Here is an 18,774-nt window from a genome sequence, read left to right as displayed (position 1 = left end):
AGCTTCGGGACCGCCCGGATTCCGGCCAGCCCCGCTTCAATCGGGGCCAGGCAGCGGCTCAAGGATCAAATTCTCATAGGCGTCAACTTGCAAGCGCCACCCCGGCGGCAGCACGGTGGTGGCGCTGTATTCGACGATGATCGCCGGCCCGGAAAAGAAATTTCCCGGCCGCAGCCGCGCGCGATCGTAAAAGGGTGTGCGGGCTTCCCGGCCACCGGAGAAAATCGCCGTTCGCACGCCCACGATCGCCCGGTTCGCGGGCTTACCGGGACTACCCAGCCTGCCTTTTGGCAATTCCGGTTTTTCGGAAAATCCAATCGCCCGAAGACGCACGTTGACGATTTCCACCGGCCGCGCCGGGTCGGCGTAGCCATAGCGCTGTTCGTGCAAACGATGGAACGCGTCCACAAAATCATCCCGCCGGAACGGGACGGGAACCGTGAGTTCAAAGGCTTGCCCGACGTAACGCAAATCAAGCGCGCGCTCGAGCCGAATCCGGCTTCGCCGCGAAAAACCCTCCGCGCGCATCGCCCGCAAGGCTTCCGCTTCAAGCGAAGCAAAAGCAGCGGCGATTCGCTCTTGCACCGGATTCGGGTGCGCCCGATTCGGACGCCTCGCGGCGACCGGCGGTACGGGCCCCGATACCATCGGGGCGGCCAACATCACCGTGCGGGAGAAATCCTTGACGGGGTCGGCCCGGAGGATGCCCAGCGCGGAGAGCCCGCCGGGAAACTTGGGAATCAGGACGCGCGGGATGCGCAGGGCGCCCGCCAGCTCGCAGGCGTGGAGCCCGCCCGCGCCGCCAAACGCCACCAGCGTGAACCGGCGCGGGTCGTGGCCTCGCTCGACCGATATGATCCGTATGGCCTTCTCCATCGTGGCATTGGCGACAGCGATGATGCCCTGGGCAAATTGTTCCGACCGGCGGCGGCCGCGGCCCCGATGGGATCGGGGCTCTCGCCACCGCGCAAACACCCGACGGGTGCGGTCGAGATCCAGGCGAAATTCGCCGCCCAGAAAATGTTCCGGGTCGAGCCGGCCGAGCAAGAGATGGGCGTCGGTAACCGTGGGCTCTTCGCCATGGCCGTAGCAGATGGGCCCGGGGTCCGCTCCTGCGCTCTCCGGACCTACTCGCAGGGCACCACCCGCGTCAAAACGCGCCAGCGAGCCCCCTCCGGCGCCCACGCTGTGCACGTCCACCATCGGCACCGCCACCGGCAGATCGCCGACCGAGCCTTCCTTAGTCGTCTGGATCGCACCATCTACCAGAGAAACGTCGGTGGAAGTACCACCCATATCAAAGCTGATGATGCGATCGAATCCGGCACAGCTGGCAACGTACTGCGCGCCGACGACCCCGCCCGCCGGCCCGGAAAGAATGGTTCGCACCGGCTCGCGGGCGGCAACTCGGGCGCTGATGATGCCGCCGCTCGATTGCATGACGCGCAAACGCGTGCGGCTGGCGGGGAAAGCTCGCCGTGAACGGCCCTGCCCGGCGGGGCGGCGCAGGCCCCGATAGTCCCGAAGCTTCGGGAGGCGCAGGCCTTCCTCGAGCAGCGTCAGGTAGCGGCCCATGCGCGGCAGCAGGTAAGCATTGACGACCACCGTGGACGTCCGCTCGTACTCGCGGAATTCCGGAAGGATTTCGTGCGAGGCGCAAACCATCAGGCGGAGCTTGCTCGCCTTGTTAATGGCGAGCTTGCGCAGGCGCGCCGCCAGACGCCGTTCATGGGCGGGACGGAGAAACGAAAAGAGCAGGCAGACGGCCACCGCTTCTGCCCCCGACCGCGCCACCTTCTGTACCACACGGCGTAACTCCGCCGAAGAAAGCGCCACCAGCACCCGGCCATCTGCCGCCACGCGCTCCCGCACGCCAAACCGCAGCCGCGCCGGTACGAGGGTTGGAGGCCGCTCGACAAACAGATTGTAGAGTTGTGGGCGGGCTTGCCGGCCGATCTCGATGACATCTTCAAAGCCGGCGGTGGTGACGAGCGCGACCCGCCCGCCTCGCCGCGACGAGCCCCGATAGAATCGGGGCGAGCGCTCGAGCAGAGCATTCGTGCCGACCGTCGTGCCGTGATGCAGCTCCAGCGTGGCCGGTCGAGCCCCTCCCAGGATTTCTTCGACTCCGCGAAGAACCGCCTCGGCAGGATTGCGAGGAGTCGAAAAGACTTTTCGAATCTCAAGCCGGCCCTTCCGCACCCAGACGCAGTCGGTGAACGTCCCGCCGGTATCAATCGCAATCCGCATCGCGGGTCAGCAAAACAAAAATGAACTACAGACGACACAGAGCAACACAGAGAATAACACGCCGATTAGGGAGCTGGTTCTCAAGCAGGAGTTATACATTCTTCGGGGCGCCCTGCTTCCTTTACTTCCTTTACCTCCTTTACTTCCTTTGCTTCCTTGCTTCTCTGCCTCTCTGCTTCTAGCTCGCCGCAACTAGCCCAGCGGCAGGCTGGCGTCGGCGTTCAGTTCGAGGTCAGCGAAATTGCGGGACAAGAATTTTGGGTAGGCACCGGCGGCGATCATGGCGGCGTTGTCGGTGGAAAGATGCCGGCTGGGGAAATAAACGCGCAGCCCGCGGATCCGGCACTCCTGCTCGAAAGTGGCTCGCAGCAACCGGTTGGCCGCCACGCCGCCGGAAACCAGCACGGTGCGCGTGTCATACTCCTCGGCAGCATCGAGCGTGCGCGTCACCAGGTCGTCCACGACGCTTTTCTGGAAACTGGCCACGAGGTCAAGCGTGGCCTGGCTCGAAAGCGCGCGCAACCTTTCGGCATCGGGCTTGCCAGCGCCCATCCGCCGACGCTCCTCGGCCTCCGCTTCCATCCCGTGAGTGCGAACGTAGCGCAGGACAGCGGTCTTGATCCCGCTGAAAGAGAAATCATACCGGCTGCGCCCGCCCCGATGAAATCGAGGCCCCGTGTCGTCGGCCGGGGGGCCGCGCTTGATCACCGCGCGAGTGAAGGCGACTTTGTTCGGGTCGCCGAATTCGGAAAGGCGATCGATGATGGGCCCGCCGGGATAGCCCAGGGCGAGGATTTTCGCCACCTTGTCGTAAGCTTCCCCGGCTGCGTCATCCTGCGTCTGGGCGATCTTTTGGTAGGAAAAACAGGCCGCGTCATCGTGACCGGCAAGGGGCTGGCTTTCAACAAAATAGAGGACCGTATGGCCGCCGGAAACGACCAGCGTCATGGCGGGAAACGGAATCATGGCGCCGGGGTGTTTCTGTTTTTCTTCCAAAACGACGGCATGGACATGCCCTTCCAGATGATGGACAGCGATGAGCGGCTTTGAAAGCGCCCACGCCAGCGACTTGCCATACGTCAGTCCCACCAGAAGCGAGCCAACGAGCCCGGGCCCTTGCGTCACGGCAATGGCGTCCACCTCCCGGTAGGCGAGATGGGCCTGTTCCAGGGCTTCCCGCACCACCGGAACAATCTGTCGCAGGTGTTCGCGCGAGGCCAGCTCCGGCACCACCCCGCCGTACTTGCGGTGGATGTCAAACTGCGAGGCAACTACACTCGAGAGAATGCGTTCGCCGCTCTCCACCACTGCGGCCGCGGTTTCGTCACACGACGATTCAATGCCCAGAATGCGCGTAGCTATCTGGCTCATGTCGGCACCGGCACTTCCCACTCCTTCCAGGGACAGAACTTCATCATAGCACGGGCCTCGTAATCCAACCTGCCGTTACCCGGCGGAAATCAGCCTGGCCGGGGGTGTACATTTTCTGAAGGAACGGGGTATGCTCAAGCGCTCTCGCCCGTATTCGGGCTCGCCCGCCAGGGCGGGGATGAACGCTATTCTTGAAGGCACGATGCCGACGCTCAAACCAGTGAAAAAGGCAGTCCTGCCGGCGGCCGGCCTGGGGACGCGATTCCTGCCCGCCACCAAAGCCATTCCCAAAGAGATGCTGCCGGTGGCGGATAAGCCGCTCATCCAATACGCTGCCGAAGAAGCGGTGGCATCGGGAATTGATACGCTGGTCATTGTAACGGGCCGCGGCAAAGCGGTGATTGAGGACCACTTTGATTTCAACCCGGAACTCGAAGGGGCGCTGGCCGGAAAAGGCAAGAAGGACCTTGAGAAGATGGTCCGCGAGATTGCCAACATGGTGCGCGTCTGCTACACGCGGCAGAAGCAGCCGCTCGGCCTCGGCCACGCCGTGCTCATGGCGCGCGAGATGATCGGCGAGGAGCCGTTCGCGGTCATGCTGCCGGATGATATGATTCGATCGGAGGTGCCTTGCCTCGAGCAGCTTCTTCGGGTCTATCGGGCGACGGGCGGGGCGGTGGTCGCCGCCAAGGAAGTTCCCCCCGCCATGGTTTCCGCTTACGGCATCTTCGCCGCCGAGCCGGTGAAGGATCGGCAGTGGAAGGGCCGGCTGTTCCGCGTGCGCGACGTGGTGGAAAAGCCGAAGCCGGCACAAGCGCCCTCGCGACTGGCTGTCATCGGCCGCTACGTCCTGCTTCCCGAAATTTTTGATTTTCTGGAGAAGACCCGTACCGGCGCGGCCGGTGAAATCCAGCTCACCGATGGCATGCGCGAGCTGGCCCATCGCCGGCCGATGTACGCCTATCTGTTCGAGGGGACTCGTTACGATGCTGGCGACAAGCTCGGTTTCCTTCAAGCAACGGTGGAAATGGCGCTCAAGAATCCGCAGCTTGGCCCCAGCTTCCGCGAATATCTCCGCGCCCTTCCCATCCGGCGAAAACGCTAATCTTTTTTCTTGCCCGGCTTGCCCGATTCGGGCTTGCTGGTTTTCGCAGGGTGAGCAGTTTCTTTTGAGGGTTTCTCCCCCGCTTCCGACTTGTCCGATTGGGAGCTGCCCGATTCGGACTTCTCCGCGTCGGCTGATTCCTTTTCAGCCGCATGCTGGCCGCCGCGGGCCCCGATTCTATCGGGGCGGGCGTAGTCGGTCACGTACCAGCCGGAGCCTTTGAACCGGATGGCCGACGAAGAAAGCAATCGGCTGACGTGGCCGCCGCACGCGGGACAGGTCTTGATCGGCGGGTCAGCAAATTTCTGCAAGCGTTCAAAGCGCTTCCCACATTCGGCGCATTCGTATTCGTAGAGCGGCACGGTTCCTTCTTCTCGCCTTAAAACAAATCTCTATTCTAGGCAAAGGCGGCAAAAGCCGTCAAGGGCGCCCCGTTGCGTTATGCTACACTCGCTCGGGTCAGAAGCCGCCGTGGCTCAGCCTGAACGCTCGCCGTGAACGGCGGGGCGCAAGGCACCACCTTCTCAAGATGGCCTCTCCCGCAAATGTCAAAACGGGCTGCCTCTACCTGGTAGCCACGCCCATCGGCAACCTCGAAGACATCACCCTGCGGGCGCTTCGCGTCCTCAAGGAAGTGGACCTCATCGCCTGCGAGGACACCCGTGAAACGCAAAAGCTATTGAACCATTTTCACATTCACACACCCACGACCAGTTACCGCGAGCACAACGAAGCTCGAAAGGCCCCCGAGATCGTATCCACTCTCAAGGGAGGAAAGAACGTCGCGCTCGTTTCTGATGCGGGCATGCCGCTCATCTCCGATCCGGGTTACCGGCTGGTTTCCCTCGCCCTGGCGCAAGGAATATCGGTGGTGCCGGTGCCCGGCGCATCGGCGCTCCTTGCCGCACTGGCGGCTTCCGGCTTGCCGACGGAAGCGTTCCGTTTTTGCGGCTATCTTCCTCCCAAAGGGGCAGCACGGCGCAAAACCCTTGCCGGGCTGGCCTTGGCAGGGTGCACCCTGGTCTTTTACGAAGCGCCCCACCGCCTGATGGAGATGCTGCGCGATGTGCAAGCGACGCTCGGAGATCGCCGCATCGTCCTGGCGAGAGAACTCACCAAGCTGCACGAAGAGTTCATCCGCGGCCGAACGAGTGAGGTCCTCGAGCAGCTTCGCGGCAAACCGGTGCGCGGAGAATTCACCCTGCTCGTTGCGCCCGGCCCGGCGCGGCGGGCGGCTGTGGCAGAGCCGGCCCGGGAAGTACCGCTTGGAGAGCGCGTCGCCGAGATTGCGCGGGAACAACGAGTAAGCGAAAAGCTTGCCTTGAAGCTCGCCGCTCGCGAACGAGGTATCCCGCGAAGGGAAGCTTATCGCCTGCTTCACCGGAAGGAAGAAGACTAAGGGAACTTACAATAAGCTCTCGTCAATAGCAGGGGCGGCGGAAGTGGCGGAAGAGATTTCGCGGCGGCGGGCTCGCCCCGATCCAATCGGGGCGGGCCGGCGGGATAGGCGGGGAGGCCGCGCCAGCGGCGGGGGAGCGGGCGCGAGGGCGCCGGCAGGAAGAGACAAAGCATCGGGATTTTCGAGGAAAGCAGTCAATTGGCTGGCGGAGCCGGCAAAAAAGTTGTTCACCAACTTCGTCAGGGCAAAGTGGCGGACCTGCTCGACGGTAAAGTGCGGACGATAAAGAAAGGCCCGGCCGTTGCGCGCGCGTGTGACCACTCCTTTCCGCGCCAGCCGATCCAAAATCGTCTCAATTGTCGTATAAGCAAGGCTGCGGCGAGCGCTCAGTTCGGCCCAGACCTGGCGCACGGAAGCTTCGCCTCGCGCCCAGAGCACTTTCATGCAGTCGAGTTCGAGCTGCGGCAAATCGAGTACCGGCTTGGCTCGCCTGGGCTCGCCGTGGCGAGCCTCGGTCCCGAATTCTCGGGACGAACCGGATGCCTCTACGGCCTTTCGAGAGTCCGCTGAAGGCGAGCGAGCAGGTTGGCTTGCGGCTTTCATCGTTTCTTCTCGTCCAGGAGCGACAGGGCCTGAGCTCCGGCGGCCGAGCCGAGCAATCGCTTCGCGTCGGTCAACTGCCGATCGAGCGCGCGGTTCCAGCTTGTCCAGCCTTCGCCCGGCGGCAGCTCTCCGAGGGCGGAACGCACCGCTTCAAGCTTGGAATCCAAATCGTCCAGGAAATGGAAGGCGATCGCTTCGGCGAATTTTGGCACCTCGGGCGAGCCGAACTCGCGCTGGCCGTGGTGGCTGACGATCAGGTGCTGCACCACGCGACGAAGCGCGGCGGGAAAACCCTCGATGGCATCTATCTTTCGATTGACGAGCTCCAGTTCAAGAACGATGTGGCCGAGCAGGCGGCCTTCGGTCGAGTACTCGATGGCCGGCTCGACCTTCAGTTCATCAATCTTGCCGAGGTCGTGGAGCAGCGAGGCGGTGAGCAACAAATCCAGGTCCAGCTCGGGGTAGTGTTCGGCCACGCGCTGGCTGAGCCGGCAGAGGCTGACGATGTGCTCGATAAGTCCGCCGACGTAGGCATGGTGCATCAGCTTGGCCGCCGGAGCGCGCTTCAACTTTTCCGCGATTTCCCTCTCCTCCAGGACCGATGCGAGCAGCCGCCGCAGGTGGGGATTGCGAACCTCGCTGAGGATCGCGACCAGTTCGGCGAACAGCGCCTCCGGATCCTTCTCGCTCTGGCGAACAAAATCGCCCGCTTCGACCTCGCTGCTCGCCACCCGCCGAAGATTCTGCACCTTCAGTTGCAGCCTGCCCTGGTAGCCTTCGGCCTGGCCGCTGACTTCGATAAAATCGCCTGCCTGGAACAGCGGGTCAAATTGATCGGCATTGTCCCAAACGCGGGCGTTAATCTTGCCGGTGCGATCGGCCAGGACCAGCGCCAGGTAGGGCGACTGTTTCTGCGTCAGCCGCCGATCCTTGGCGACAACCAGGAAGCAGGAGTTGGCCGGCTTGCCGGCCGCGAGATCGGTGACAAAAAGTCGCTTCATGGATGGGTGGTTCGCCTAAGGCGGACTTGTGTCCTTCCTCTTCTCGCTCTCTTTGCTGCCGGACTTTTTCTTTCCCTTGCCCGATTCCTTTTCGGAGGAGGCTTGCGGAATCGGCTTGCTGGCCGCCGACGATGTGGCCAGTTCGGTAGCCGTGGCGGCGCTATCCACAAAGCCCGGGCGAATTTCGATAAAGGCGTCGTCGCGCAAACTCGCCAAGTAGGCGCGTAAGGCCGGCTGAATGCGCCGCATGTAAATCGCTTCTGAAATTTCGCTTTCGATCTTTTCCAGCGCCGGGATGCCAGCGTCGAAGTGCTCTTCCAGTTTCAGGATGAGCACTCCCTGCTTGGTCCGGATCACCTCGCTGATCTGGTTCCGCTTCATCTTCCAGACGATATCTTCGAGTTCCTTGGCAAGCTGGCCGCGTTGGAAATAGCCGAGGCCGCCGCCGTTCGAGGCGGTCGCACCCTGGGAGAAGCGCCGGGCAAGCACGGCAAAATCCTCACCGCTCCGCAGCCGCTCGAGCAGTTCAGCGGCCTGTTTCTCGATGGCCTCTACCTCCTCCGGCTTCTTGTCTGCGGTGGTAAGAAAGATCTCGCTCAGGCGAACCTGTTCCGGGCGTTGCAGTCTTGACTTGTTTTCCTCGTAATAAGCCGCCATTTCCTCGCGGCTGACGGTGATCTTCGAACCCACCTCCCGGCTGATGACCTGCTGCGTCAAGATCTGAGACCGGATCCCCTGCTTGAAATCTTCAAAGGCAACGCCCTGGCTCGCAGCCGCCTTCTCCAGCTCTTCCAAAGAGTTGAGCTTCATCTCCTGGCGGATGCGGTCGAGCCGCCGGATGAGCTCGCTCTCGCCAGTGAAGTTCAGTTCCCTGGCTTTTTGCAGCAGCAATTGCTGGTCAATGAGGTCGCGGAGGATGTCCTTCTCGCGTTTGGCGTACTCGGTCTCCAGTTGAGCGCCGGCAAATTGCTGGGCCAGTTCCTGGCGGAGCTGCCGGCGGCTGCGTTCGATCTCACCCAGCGTGATGATGTCCTCGTTCACGCGGGCGGCGATTTGCTCGATCACCTTGCCGGCTCGCGCCGTGGCTCCACCCGACAAAAGTAGTAGAAGCGCGAGGAGTGCCGTTGTGGCTCGTTTCATATAAGGTGCCCGGGCAAGATTTTATTCCTGTGGCTGGAGTTGCCGCAACACGTTTTCGATGCCGGCCAGCGGCGCGCCAGCGCCGTGCGGCCATTCGAGCCGCAGCACCCCGCTGGGGTCGAGGCGAGCGCCTGTGATCTTCTTGACGACCTCGACCAGCCGATGGGGAGCGACGGGCGTCGAAGCGTGAAACTTGATGCTGAGGCGCTCGGCCTGCCGCTCCACCGACTCAATGCCCAGGCGTTCGCACCCGGCTCGGAGCACGGCGTAGTCCAGCAGGTTGCGCACCGAAGGCGGCAGCGCACCCAGGCTATCCACTAACTCTCGTTCCATGGCTGCCCGGTCGGCCTCGTCCCTTATGGCAGCAATTTTTTTGTAAAGGCGCAGCCGGTGGCTTTCCTCGGGGACGTATTCCGGCGGGATCCGGATGTCCAGGCCAAGCTGGAGGCTGGTGTGGAATGCGGGCGCCACGGGCAGGCCTTTGAGTTCCTGCACGGTCTGCTCCAGCATCCGGCAATACATCTCAAACCCGAGCGCCTGAATGTGGCCGTGCTGTTCCCGGCCGAGGAGATTGCCTCCACCGCGCAATTCCAAGTCGAGCGCCGCCAGGCGGAAGCCGGCTCCCAATTCGCTGAATTCTCGAAGGGCGGCCAGCCGCTTGCGAGCCAGCCCGCTGAGCGCGCTCTCCGGCGGCACCAGCAGGTAGGCGTAGGCGCGGCGATTCGAGCGCCCCACCCGGCCGCGCAACTGGTAGAGTTCGGCCAGCCCCAGCCGGTCGGCCCGATTGATCACAATCGTGTTCACCAGCGGGATGTCCAGACCATTCTCGATGATGGTCGTCGCCACCAGCACATCAAACTCATGCTCGATGAAACGCAGCATGGTCCGTTCGAGCTCCCGCTCGCTCATCTGGCCGTGGGCCACGCCGAGGCGCGCCTGCGGAACCAGTTTGCCGACCAGATTCGCCATCGCCTGGATCGATTGCACGCGGTTGTGGACGAAATAGACCTGGCCGCCGCGCTGGAGTTCCTGCTCGATGGCCGACTGGAGGAGCGACTCGCGAAAGGGAGCGACCACCGTCTGGATGGCCAGGCGATCTTTGGGTGGCGTCTCGATCACGGAAAGGTCGCGCAACCCGGCCAGCGACATGTGCAGCGTGCGCGGTATGGGCGTTGCCGAGAGCGTGAGCACGTCCACGTCTCGCTTGAGCTGTTTCAGCCGCTCCTTGGCGGCCACGCCAAAACGCTGCTCTTCATCCACGATGAGAAGGCCCAGGCTGGAGAAGCGCACATCGCGGGAGAGCAGCCGGTGCGTCCCGATGACAATGTCCACCTTGCCGGCTTCCAGCGCCTCCAGGACGCGCTTCTGCTCGGCCGGCTTGCGGAAGCGGCTCAACATTTCGATTTGCACGGGGAACGCCGCCAGGCGCTCGCGAAAGGTTTGATAATGCTGGAAGGCCAGGATGGTCGTGGGGGCGAGCAGAGCAACCTGGCGATTGTCCTGGAGCGCCTTGAAGGCCGCCCGCATCGCCACCTCGGTCTTGCCGTAGCCGACATCGCCCACCACCAGCCGATCCATCGGCTGGGGTCGCTCCATGTCTTGCTTCACGTCCAAAATGGCGGCCAGTTGGTCGGGAGTCTCTTCGAAGTCAAAGGCAGCTTCCAACTCGCGCTGCCAGGTGGTATCGGGGCTGAAGGCGTGCCCTTCAGCCACTTTTCGCTCGGCGTATAGCTTGAGCAAGGCTTCCGTCATCGCCAGCATCGAGCGGCGGATGCGCGCCTTGGTGCGTCCCCAGGTGACCCCGCCCAGGCGGTCGAGCGGCGGACGCGTCCCCTCGAGGTTGCTGTATTTCTGGATCAGGTCAAGCCGGGCCAGCGGAACATAGAGGCGGGCATCGTCCTGGTAAAGCAGCAGCATGAACTCTTCCACCCCGCGTTCGTGTTCAATCTGTCGCAGAGCCTGGAATTGACCGATGCCATGGTCAGCGTGGACGACGTAGTCGCCTGTTTTCAGATCGCGGAAGTCGGAAAGAAATGCGGTCGTCTTGGACTTCGGCCGCACTGGCTTGCGGGCTGGCTCGATCACCTCGAACAGGTCCCGGCTGCCGTAGAACGTCATGCCACTGGCCGGAAACGCCACCCCCTCGCCGACCGGAGACGGGAAGAGAAGCGCGGCGGGCAAGCTCTCCACCGACTCCTCGGCCAGCCGCTCGCTGGTCGCATCCTCCCCGCGGCTCCCTATGCGGTAAGCAAGCTGGTACTCGCGCATCACGTCGGCCAGGCGTTCCATTTCCCCCAGGCTGCCAGCCGCCACCGCCACCCGCTCGCCTTTTTGCAGCCGGCCTCGGACTTCCTCGACAAACAACTTCACGGCGCCGCGGAATTTCGCCGTGGGTTGCGTCAGCCAGACAAGCGCTTTTCCCGGCTCGCCCCGATCGAATCGCGGCTCGCGTTCCAGCGGCAATTGCTCCAGCTCGAGCCGCGGGCAATGGGCCAGCTCTCCCTCCCACTCCTCCCGTGTGAGAAAAAGCTGCTCGGGGGCGGGGCCGTCGCCGCCCGCCCGGCAGTAATCCTCGGCCAGCCGGGCAAAGAATTTCTGCTGTACCTCATCGAGCGAGCCGGGTTCATCGAAGACCACCACTGGCCGTTTGGTCTGAGCAAAAAGCGTTGTCGGGCTGGGTTGAACGGCTGCCCGACGAAACTCCCATCCGGGATAAAGCGGCAAACCTTCGCCACCGCCGACTTCGCCGCCTGCCTCCCCCATTCCCTCCGGGCCGGCCGGATAGTCGGTCAGCGGCAGTACCGTCGCCCGCTCCATCGGTCCGACCGAACGTTGCGTGCCCGGGTCAAACTCCCGCAGCGATTCCACCGTATCGCCAAAAAGTTCCAGCCGTAGGGGCCGGCGCGATTCCGGCGAAAACACATCCACGATGCCGCCGCGCACGGAAAATTGACCGACCATCTCAACCGGCTCGTGGCGCTCATAGCCGACGCGGTTAAGATGCTTCACCAGGTTTTCGAGCGGCAGCTCCTGATCTTTTTCGATGGGAAGCGAAAGAGCGGAATAAAATTCCGGCTCGCGCAGGCGCAGGCGCGCCGCCACGACGGGCGTCACCACCAGAGCGAGCTGGCCGGCTGCCAGGCGAGCCAGCGCCACCGCCCGCGCTTCAGCGATTTCCGGGTGAGGCGAAAGCCCCTGGTAGGGCAAAACGTCGTGCGCCGGCAAATAGCCGACTCCGGTTTCGGCTTTGCCCGTCAGGACGGTGTAGAAGAATCGGAGGGCATCGAAATAGTTCTCCGCCGCCCGGTTGGACTCGACCAGGAAGAAGACCGGCCGGCCAAGCGAGCGAGCCACCATCGCCACCGCCAGCGACTTGGCGGTCGGCGTCAAGCCGGCCAGCGGCACTGCCCTTGACCCCCATCGCAGCGAGCTCAGGGCGGCGTCGAGGGCAGGATCGGCCTCCAGCCTTGAAAAGAAATCTTTGACCAGCGGCAGGATCATGGCTGGCCCGGGAGGGACTGAATGCGGTGAATCAAGTCCGTCGTGGATGGGGAAGGTTCAAGCGGGTAGGAATAGACTTCTCCGCCCGATGCTTCGACTTCCTTCCGGCCCACAATCTGGTCGAGCGGCCAGCCGCCTTTTACAAGAACATCGGGCAGCAGAGCCTGGATGATCTCAACCGGCGTGTCTTCCTCAAACACCATCACAAAATCCACCGCCTCAAGCGCGCTCAGTATCTCCGCGCGCTCGTTCTCAGGGACGAGGTACCGGTCATGGCCTTTGATTCTTCGCGCGCTCGCATCACTGTTGATGGCGACGATCAGGAGGTCGCCATGCGCCTTCGCTTTCTCAAGCAAGCGCACATGGCCCGGGGTGAGCAGGTTGAAAACGCCGTTGGTAAAGACTACTCGTTTCCCCTTGCGTTTCCACTGCGCTCTCCGGATCAGCAGCGCGTCCCGGGCGATGACTTTTCCCAAGCGAGCCTCTCAAAGCGCGCCCTTTGCGCCTTGGCAAAACCCCATTCTAACATAGGCCCCTGTGTGCGCTTTGGTGCTATACTGACCGGCTGGTTTATCGCTCCTCTTCTTTTAAGGATGGTCGGGCTTTGAGCCTGACAGGCATATCGGGTTCACCCTGAACGGGTTCACCGTGAAGGGGATGAATCCTGATACTTCTTGCTTTGCGCCTCATGGAGCACATCGCCATCATTGGTGCGGGCCCGGCTGGCGCCTTCTGCGGCGAGCAGCTTGCCCGGGCGGGCGCGTGTGTCACCCTGTTTGACAAACGCGGCGCGTGGGAAAAACCGTGCGGTGGCGGGTTGACTCCCAAGGCGGTGGAAACCTATCCCTTCCTTCTGCAAGTGCCCCATCCCAAAAAAGAAGTCAGTGACGTCGAGTTGATCGCTGACGAGGGGCTGCGTGCCCGCCTCCATCTTGGCAAGCCGATTGTCATCTATGCGCGCGAGGTGCTGAACCGGATGCTGCTGGAGCGGGCGATGGCCGCCGGCTGCCGCATGGTTCAGGAGCATATCTCTCAACTCGATTTCAACGGTCGGGTGCGGCTGCTCGGGCCGGCGGTGGACGAGACAGCCGACTTCGCGGTCATTGCCGCCGGAGCGCGGAACCCGCTGGTGCCCGACGGCGAAAGACTTTCGCCGAACGACCTCGAACTGACCGTCGGCTACTTCCTGCCGCTCGAAGAAAGCTTGGTGCGCATCCAGTTTGTGCGCGATTTTGCCGGCTACCTCTGGTCGTTCCCGCGCGTGGACCATCTCTCCGTCGGCATCTGCGGCAAGATGCTAGCCAACACCGCCGCCAGCCTGCGCGCCAAGCTCGACCGGTTCTTGAAGCAGGAAGGGCTTGATTTCAGGCAGCGGAAACTCTACAGCCACGTCCTGCCTTCTCCCCAGGCCAGCACGCTGCGCCAGCGCCGCCTGGTGGGCTACCGGTGGGCGCTTATCGGCGACGCAGCCGGCTGGGTGGACCCGATTACGGGGGAAGGGCTGTACTATGCGCTGCGCAGCGCCGACCTTTTGGCTCAGTCGCTGATGGTCGGTGACGTAGAAGGTTATCCGCGGCGGCTGCTCGAAGATTTTGGCCGCGATTTGATCGCCGGCGCTGAGATTGCCCACCGCTTTTTCTTTGGCCGCTTCCTTGGCCGCTCGGTTACCACCCGCATGATTCAGTTCACCCGTCGCAGCGCGAGTTTCCGAAAACTGATGGAAGACCTGTTTAGCGGCACGCTGGGCTATCGCGCGCTGAAGCGCCGGCTGTGGTCGAGTCTGCTCCTGAACCTGGCTGAGATGACCGCCAGCTTCCTTGCTTCGGCTGCCCGTTTCGGAGTCCGATGAATCGCAAGCGCTCCCTTGCTTTGTTTCAAAAAGCTCTCGAGTTGCTCCCCGGGGGAGTCAATTCCCCCGTGCGTGCCTTTCGCGCCGTGGGGGGCGACCCGCTGTTTTTCGAACGCGGGGCCGGGGCTTATCTTTACGACGTGGATGGCAACGCCTTTCTCGACTACGTTGGCTCCTGGGGCCCGCTCATCCTGGGCCACGGCCATCCCGAGGTGGTGGCGGCGCTTCAAAAAGCGCTCCACGCCGGGACAAGCTTCGGAGCATGCACGCCGGCCGAGGTTGAGCTTGCCGAACGGATCCGGGAAGCCCTTCCGGGGATGGAAAGGGTGCGGTTGACCAATTCCGGCACGGAAGCAACGATGTCGGCCATCCGCGTGGCTCGCGCCTTTACCCGCCGCGACACCATTATCAAATTCGAAGGCTGCTACCACGGTCACGCCGACTATCTGCTGGTCAAGGCTGGCTCGGGCGTGGCCACGCTGGGCTTGCCGGATAGCCCGGGTGTGCCGGCGGAGTTCACCCGCTTTACGCTCGCTTTGCCCTTTAACGATCTGGCTGCCGTCGAGCGGGCGTTGGAGACGCGGAAAGGAGAGATCGCGGCCGTGATTGTCGAGCCGGTGGCGGGCAACATGGGCTGCGTGCCGCCCCGATCCGATCGAGGCGCGCCGGAAAAAGGTTTCCTCGAAGGCTTGCGCGAGCTGACGCGCAAACACGGCGCGCTGCTCATCATGGATGAGGTCATGACCGGCTTCCGCGTCGCTTATGGCGGGGCACAGGAGCGGTTCGGCGTGCAGGGTGACCTGACCACGCTCGGAAAAATCATTGGCGGTGGACTGCCGGTGGGTGCTTATGGCGGCCGCCAAGAAATCATGTCTCTGGTGGCGCCGGAGGGGCCGGTCTATCAGGCCGGAACCCTTTCGGGAAATCCGCTGACCGTCACGGCGGGCATCGCCACGTTGCGGTTGCTGAGGCAAGCGGGAATCTATCCGGAACTCGAAAGGCGAAGCACGAAGCTTGCCGAAGGGCTCCGCCAAGCAGCGCAAAAAGCGGGAGTCGCCGCCACAGTCAATCAAGTCGGCTCGATGTTCACGCTTTTCTTTACCCCTCAAACGGTAACCAACTGGGATACGGCCAAGACGGCGGACACCGCTCGTTTCGGCGGGTTCTTCCGGGCCATGCTCGAGCGCGGCGTCTATTTGCCCCCGTCCCAATTTGAGGCGGCGTTTGTCTCCCTGGCTCACACTGAGGAAGATATCGAGCGGACGATCGCCGCGGCCGAGGCGAGCCTCGGAAGCTTGGACGAAGAGAATAGAAAAGAGAAAAGAGAAAACAGAAACTAGGAAATGCGGAAGCTCGAAGCTGGAATCAAGCCTCCAGCCTCAAGCATCCTGCCGCGAGACCAGGGCTGACTCTTATTCAGTTTCTATTTTCTATTTTCTATTTTCTAGCCTTAGGGAGGTTGGCAGGGGCCCGTATGAGCGCCGAAGATTCCGCTACCCATCGCATCCCACTCGCCGTCGGCCTCGAAGCCAGTGTGACGGAGGAAGTCCGCTTTGAGCGAACGATTGCGAGTTACGACGGCAAGCTGCCGCCCGTCTGGGCCACGCCGGCGATGATTGGCCTGATGGAGGTGGCTGCCGCCCGGGCCGTCCAGCCGGCGCTCTCACCCGGCCAACTCACCGTGGGAACGGAAATCCACGTCCGGCATTTGAAAGCGGTCATGCTCGGCGCCCAGGTCACGGCGCACGCCAGGCTCACCGCCATCGGCGACCGTTTTCTAACCTTTGATGTCGAAGCGAAGAACGGCGAGGAAGTGGTGGGAAAGGGTCAGGTCATGCGCGCGATTGTGGACTTCAACCGCTTCGTCGCCCGCCTGGCATGAGTGGAAACGCTGCCCGTGGAGACAGCTTCCTCAGGCCGCTCCGGCGCCGCCAAGGCAGGCGAAGCGTTGCTATCGGCCAACCGCCGCGGCCATCTTCCGCACCATCGAAAGCACCAAGCGCTTGTCGCCGTCGCTCAGCCCGGTCGAGTACTTCTTGATTTGGGTCAAGAAGCGCAACTCGTTTTCGTTCAGCTCCGAGAGGGTGTGGCGCTCGGGCCGCTCGGGGCGCAACTCATCTCCGGGGAAGAAATCCGCCAGAGAAATTTCCATGGCCTCAGCGATCTTGGCCAGCGTTTCAAGCGAAGGCACGGTGTGGCTGTTTTCGACGCGCGACAGATAGCAGCGGAGAAGACCGGTCCGCTTTTCGATGTCACCCTGAGAAAGCCCCCGCTCGGCGCGGTAGCTTCGGATGATCTGGCCGATGTTGACTTTCGGTTTCTCTTTCGGCACCGCTGTCCAGGTTAACCAGGATTTGGCGAGAGACGCCAGCGGCATCCTAGCATACGGTAATTACCAGCGGCAATACGAAACAGCCGCCCAGGGCCCAACTCCCGGTGGACGGCCCCCAAGCGCTGCCGAGGGCGCTACCGCAAGTTGACCACCAGCGGGCGATTCAGATCAAAGCTGAGCCGCGTTTCGCTCGGCACACGCACCTGTTCGCCCTTGGTCAGCACCTGGATGGCGGTGCCGGCGCCCGCGCCGGTGGCAGCGCCGATAGCGGCGCCCTTCCCGCCACCCGCGATCGCCCCGATGACGGCGCCGATCGCCGCGCCGCCGCCGATGACTTGAGCGCTGCGCTTGCCTCGCCCCTCACCGGCCACTTCATAGTTGCCGGTGGAAATGGCATACCTCTGCCCGTTGATGGTGATGGCGGTCAGTTCAAGCAGCAACTCGGACTTGCCGGCAATGCGCCCGGCCTCTTTTACTTCGCTCAGACGCCCTTCGACGTCCGCACCCTTGCTTGCGACCACCTGGTCATCCACCACGATCGGCTCCTCAAGACTTGCCAGGAAAGCGTCACCGACCCGATTCCTTTCTGAGTCCACCGTGTCAATCATGCGCACCACGATGGGCGTCCCGGCCGGAACCGTAATCGTCCCCACGCTTCGGGACGCCGCCGCTCGCGTGGGCGATGTTGGCCCGCCCGGAGATGTTGGCGCGGCCGGTGCCGTCGGCGCTTCAAAGGGCTCCGCGGTTTCAGTTGAATCCAAAGTCAGCGCAAGAACCTGGCGCGTCTCAAAGACTTGAACTTCTCCGCCAATGCGGAAACGAATCGTGTTGGCCGTTCCGCCGGCGTACTTGCCGTGCCATACCCGGCCGTTGCGCAGCTCAAGCGTATCGGCCGCTGCCAACCCCGGCATGGCCGAAAGGCCGAGCAACAACATGGTGGCTAGAACCAGAACTTTCTTACCGAGTCCCCAATGCATAAAACCTCCCTGGCTAGGCTTTTCCCGTTTCGATTGTAATCCCTTAGATGGGCAGCAAGTGGCAAAAGTTGGCAGCCGTGACCTCTGGGAGTCAACTCCCGACCTGCCCGAATGCGGGCCTGCCTGGATCGGCCCCTGCGAAGCCTCGGAGCCAGCCGGCGGAGCAACCAGAAGGCGTAGGCTCCCGCCCTCAATCGTCTTCGTGATAATCTAGCGCCGGTGGCGCGGCGAGAAAAGAAAAACCGAGAACTGCTGATTGTCTTTGACCTGGACGGCGTGCTGGTGGACGTCCGTCGTTCTTACCGGCGAACCATTGCCGAGGTGACCCGCGCCTTTACCGGCGAGACCCCCTCGCAACGAGAAATCCAGGCCCTTAAGGACGAAGGCGGGTACAACGACGATTGGAAACTAACCCATACGCTGGTGCGCCGCCGCGGACGGAATGTCACCCGAGGCGACATCAAGCGGCTCTTCCAGCGCATCTACCTCGGAAAAAATTTCAGCGGGCGCATTGCTGATGAACGTTTGATGATCCGGCCCGGCCTCGTTCGCGCGCTCGCCGGGAAGGCACCGCTCGCCGTGTTCACCGGCCGGCAACGTCGCGAGGCCCGCCACACCCTCAAGAAGTTTGGCCTCTGGCCCTACGTTTCCCAGATGGTCTGCACCGGCGAATGCGTCCCCAAACCCCATCCTGACGGACTCCAAAAAATCATTCGCCGGTTTCCCACAAGGCGAGTGATCTACCTCGGCGACAACATTGACGACGCTATCTCGAGCCGCCGCGCTCGAGCCGAATTCTTTGCCGTCATCGCCTATGGCGGTTCGAAGCGCGCTCGCGCCAAAATGTTTCGCCGCGCCGGCGCTCGAGCTGTCCTCCGCTCCCCCAACGGAATCAGCCGCTATATATGAAGTCCGATTGGCAGACACCAGACAGGCGGTCTGGAACCTTTTTCATAACGTCCGGAGCGTTTTAGAGCTGTCATTCTGAGGTCGTCGCGGCGACCGAAGAATCCCATCGCAGAAATGCTTCACTACGTTCAGCATGGCATCACTGCGACAGGCCAGAACTAGCTTGTGAACTGGCTTCTACGAAAATAGCCTCACCGGGGCATCTTCAGCCGATGGGCCGGCATGAGGCGAGTAGCGCGCGTTGCTCAGCCGGTGCAAAAGGAAAACCACCGGAAGCAAAATCAGCACCGCCAGAAGAAGCTGGCCGGGCGTTTTCAGGAAAAAGTGGGCCAGCCCG

At 62.8% G+C, this 18,774-nt stretch carries 16 protein-coding genes; 6 read left to right on the top strand and 10 right to left on the bottom strand.

Annotated features, from left to right (window positions below; all coding sequences use genetic code 11):
- Window positions 1-36: 36 nt before the first annotated feature.
- Together VIH17_08365 and tsaD are read right to left on the bottom strand one after the other, a co-directional pair.
- The gene (locus VIH17_08365; protein HEY4683249.1) at window positions 37-2,250 is read right to left on the bottom strand and encodes a hydantoinase/oxoprolinase family protein; all 2,214 of its coding nucleotides are present in this window, start codon (window positions 2,248-2,250) and stop codon (window positions 37-39) included.
- 192 nt (window positions 2,251-2,442) lie between these two features.
- The gene (gene tsaD / locus VIH17_08360; GenBank protein HEY4683248.1) at window positions 2,443-3,621 is read right to left on the bottom strand and encodes a tRNA (adenosine(37)-N6)-threonylcarbamoyltransferase complex transferase subunit TsaD; all 1,179 of its coding nucleotides are present in this window, start codon (window positions 3,619-3,621) and stop codon (window positions 2,443-2,445) included.
- A gap of 130 nt (window positions 3,622-3,751) precedes the next feature.
- Between tsaD and galU the strand changes: the two genes are divergently transcribed.
- Window positions 3,752-4,726, top strand: a complete 975-nt coding sequence (gene galU, locus VIH17_08355) for a UTP--glucose-1-phosphate uridylyltransferase GalU (protein ID HEY4683247.1) — start codon at window positions 3,752-3,754, stop codon at window positions 4,724-4,726.
- Here galU and VIH17_08350 read toward each other — a convergent pair.
- Window positions 4,723-5,088: an FmdB family zinc ribbon protein gene (locus tag VIH17_08350; GenBank protein ID HEY4683246.1), complete on the bottom strand. Its 366-nt coding sequence runs from the start codon at window positions 5,086-5,088 to the stop codon at window positions 4,723-4,725. The two genes, galU and VIH17_08350, sit on opposite strands and share 4 nt — an antisense overlap.
- 167 nt (window positions 5,089-5,255) lie before the next feature.
- On the opposite strand from VIH17_08350, the gene rsmI reads away from it, so the two are divergent.
- Window positions 5,256-6,125, top strand: coding sequence for a 16S rRNA (cytidine(1402)-2'-O)-methyltransferase (gene rsmI / locus VIH17_08345; protein HEY4683245.1), 870 nt, complete (start codon window positions 5,256-5,258; stop codon window positions 6,123-6,125).
- 6 nt (window positions 6,126-6,131) lie between these two features.
- Here the strand turns inward: rsmI and VIH17_08340 are convergent, their stop codons facing one another.
- The 5 genes from VIH17_08340 to VIH17_08320 are packed head-to-tail and all read right to left on the bottom strand — an operon-like array spanning window position 6,132 to window position 12,846.
- The gene (locus VIH17_08340) at window positions 6,132-6,728 is read right to left on the bottom strand and encodes a BlaI/MecI/CopY family transcriptional regulator (protein HEY4683244.1); all 597 of its coding nucleotides are present in this window, start codon (window positions 6,726-6,728) and stop codon (window positions 6,132-6,134) included.
- The gene (locus VIH17_08335) at window positions 6,725-7,729 is read right to left on the bottom strand and encodes an OB-fold nucleic acid binding domain-containing protein (GenBank protein ID HEY4683243.1); all 1,005 of its coding nucleotides are present in this window, start codon (window positions 7,727-7,729) and stop codon (window positions 6,725-6,727) included. Before VIH17_08335 ends, VIH17_08340 begins: the two co-directional genes overlap by 4 nt.
- Before the next feature lie 15 nt (window positions 7,730-7,744).
- Window positions 7,745-8,869: a peptidylprolyl isomerase gene (locus VIH17_08330; GenBank protein HEY4683242.1), complete on the bottom strand. Its 1,125-nt coding sequence runs from the start codon at window positions 8,867-8,869 to the stop codon at window positions 7,745-7,747.
- A gap of 21 nt (window positions 8,870-8,890) precedes the next feature.
- Entirely contained in the window at window positions 8,891-12,370 is a 3,480-nt protein-coding gene (gene mfd, locus VIH17_08325) for a transcription-repair coupling factor (GenBank protein HEY4683241.1), read from the bottom strand.
- A complete protein-coding gene (locus VIH17_08320) occupies window positions 12,367-12,846 on the bottom strand; it encodes an adenylyltransferase/cytidyltransferase family protein (protein HEY4683240.1) in 480 nt (159 codons plus the stop codon). Before VIH17_08320 ends, mfd begins: the two co-directional genes overlap by 4 nt.
- Window positions 12,847-13,058: 212 nt before the next feature.
- Here VIH17_08320 and VIH17_08315 point away from each other — a divergent pair, with 212 nt between their 5' ends.
- The 3 genes from VIH17_08315 to VIH17_08305 all read left to right on the top strand — a co-directional run bounded on the left by VIH17_08315 (window position 13,059) and on the right by VIH17_08305 (window position 16,101).
- Window positions 13,059-14,219 carry an FAD-dependent monooxygenase gene (locus VIH17_08315; protein HEY4683239.1) on the top strand — a complete coding sequence of 387 codons (1,161 nt, stop codon included), beginning with the start codon at window positions 13,059-13,061 and terminating at the stop codon, window positions 14,217-14,219.
- Window positions 14,216-15,559 carry a glutamate-1-semialdehyde 2,1-aminomutase gene (hemL, locus tag VIH17_08310; protein ID HEY4683238.1) on the top strand — a complete coding sequence of 448 codons (1,344 nt, stop codon included), beginning with the start codon at window positions 14,216-14,218 and terminating at the stop codon, window positions 15,557-15,559. Before VIH17_08315 ends, hemL begins: the two co-directional genes overlap by 4 nt.
- Before the next feature lie 134 nt (window positions 15,560-15,693).
- The gene (locus VIH17_08305) at window positions 15,694-16,101 is read left to right on the top strand and encodes a hotdog domain-containing protein (protein HEY4683237.1); all 408 of its coding nucleotides are present in this window, start codon (window positions 15,694-15,696) and stop codon (window positions 16,099-16,101) included.
- Window positions 16,102-16,170: 69 nt separating this feature from the next.
- On the opposite strand, the gene VIH17_08300 is transcribed toward VIH17_08305, so the two are convergent.
- Together VIH17_08300 and VIH17_08295 are read right to left on the bottom strand one after the other, a co-directional pair.
- Complete coding sequence (locus tag VIH17_08300; protein ID HEY4683236.1) at window positions 16,171-16,596, bottom strand: helix-turn-helix transcriptional regulator; 426 nt, start codon at window positions 16,594-16,596, stop codon at window positions 16,171-16,173.
- 89 nt (window positions 16,597-16,685) lie between these two features.
- The gene (locus VIH17_08295) at window positions 16,686-17,528 is read right to left on the bottom strand and encodes a hypothetical protein (protein HEY4683235.1); all 843 of its coding nucleotides are present in this window, start codon (window positions 17,526-17,528) and stop codon (window positions 16,686-16,688) included.
- Between the two features lie 219 nt (window positions 17,529-17,747).
- Here VIH17_08295 and VIH17_08290 point away from each other — a divergent pair, with 219 nt between their 5' ends.
- The gene (locus VIH17_08290) at window positions 17,748-18,437 is read left to right on the top strand and encodes an HAD-IA family hydrolase (protein HEY4683234.1); all 690 of its coding nucleotides are present in this window, start codon (window positions 17,748-17,750) and stop codon (window positions 18,435-18,437) included.
- The last annotated feature ends 337 nt before the right edge of the window (window positions 18,438-18,774 follow it).

The sequence above is a fragment of the Candidatus Acidiferrales bacterium genome (assembly GCA_036514995.1).
Taxonomy (GTDB): Bacteria; Acidobacteriota; Terriglobia; order Acidiferrales; family DATBWB01; genus DATBWB01.
This window is presented reverse-complemented; position numbering and strand designations above follow the sequence as displayed.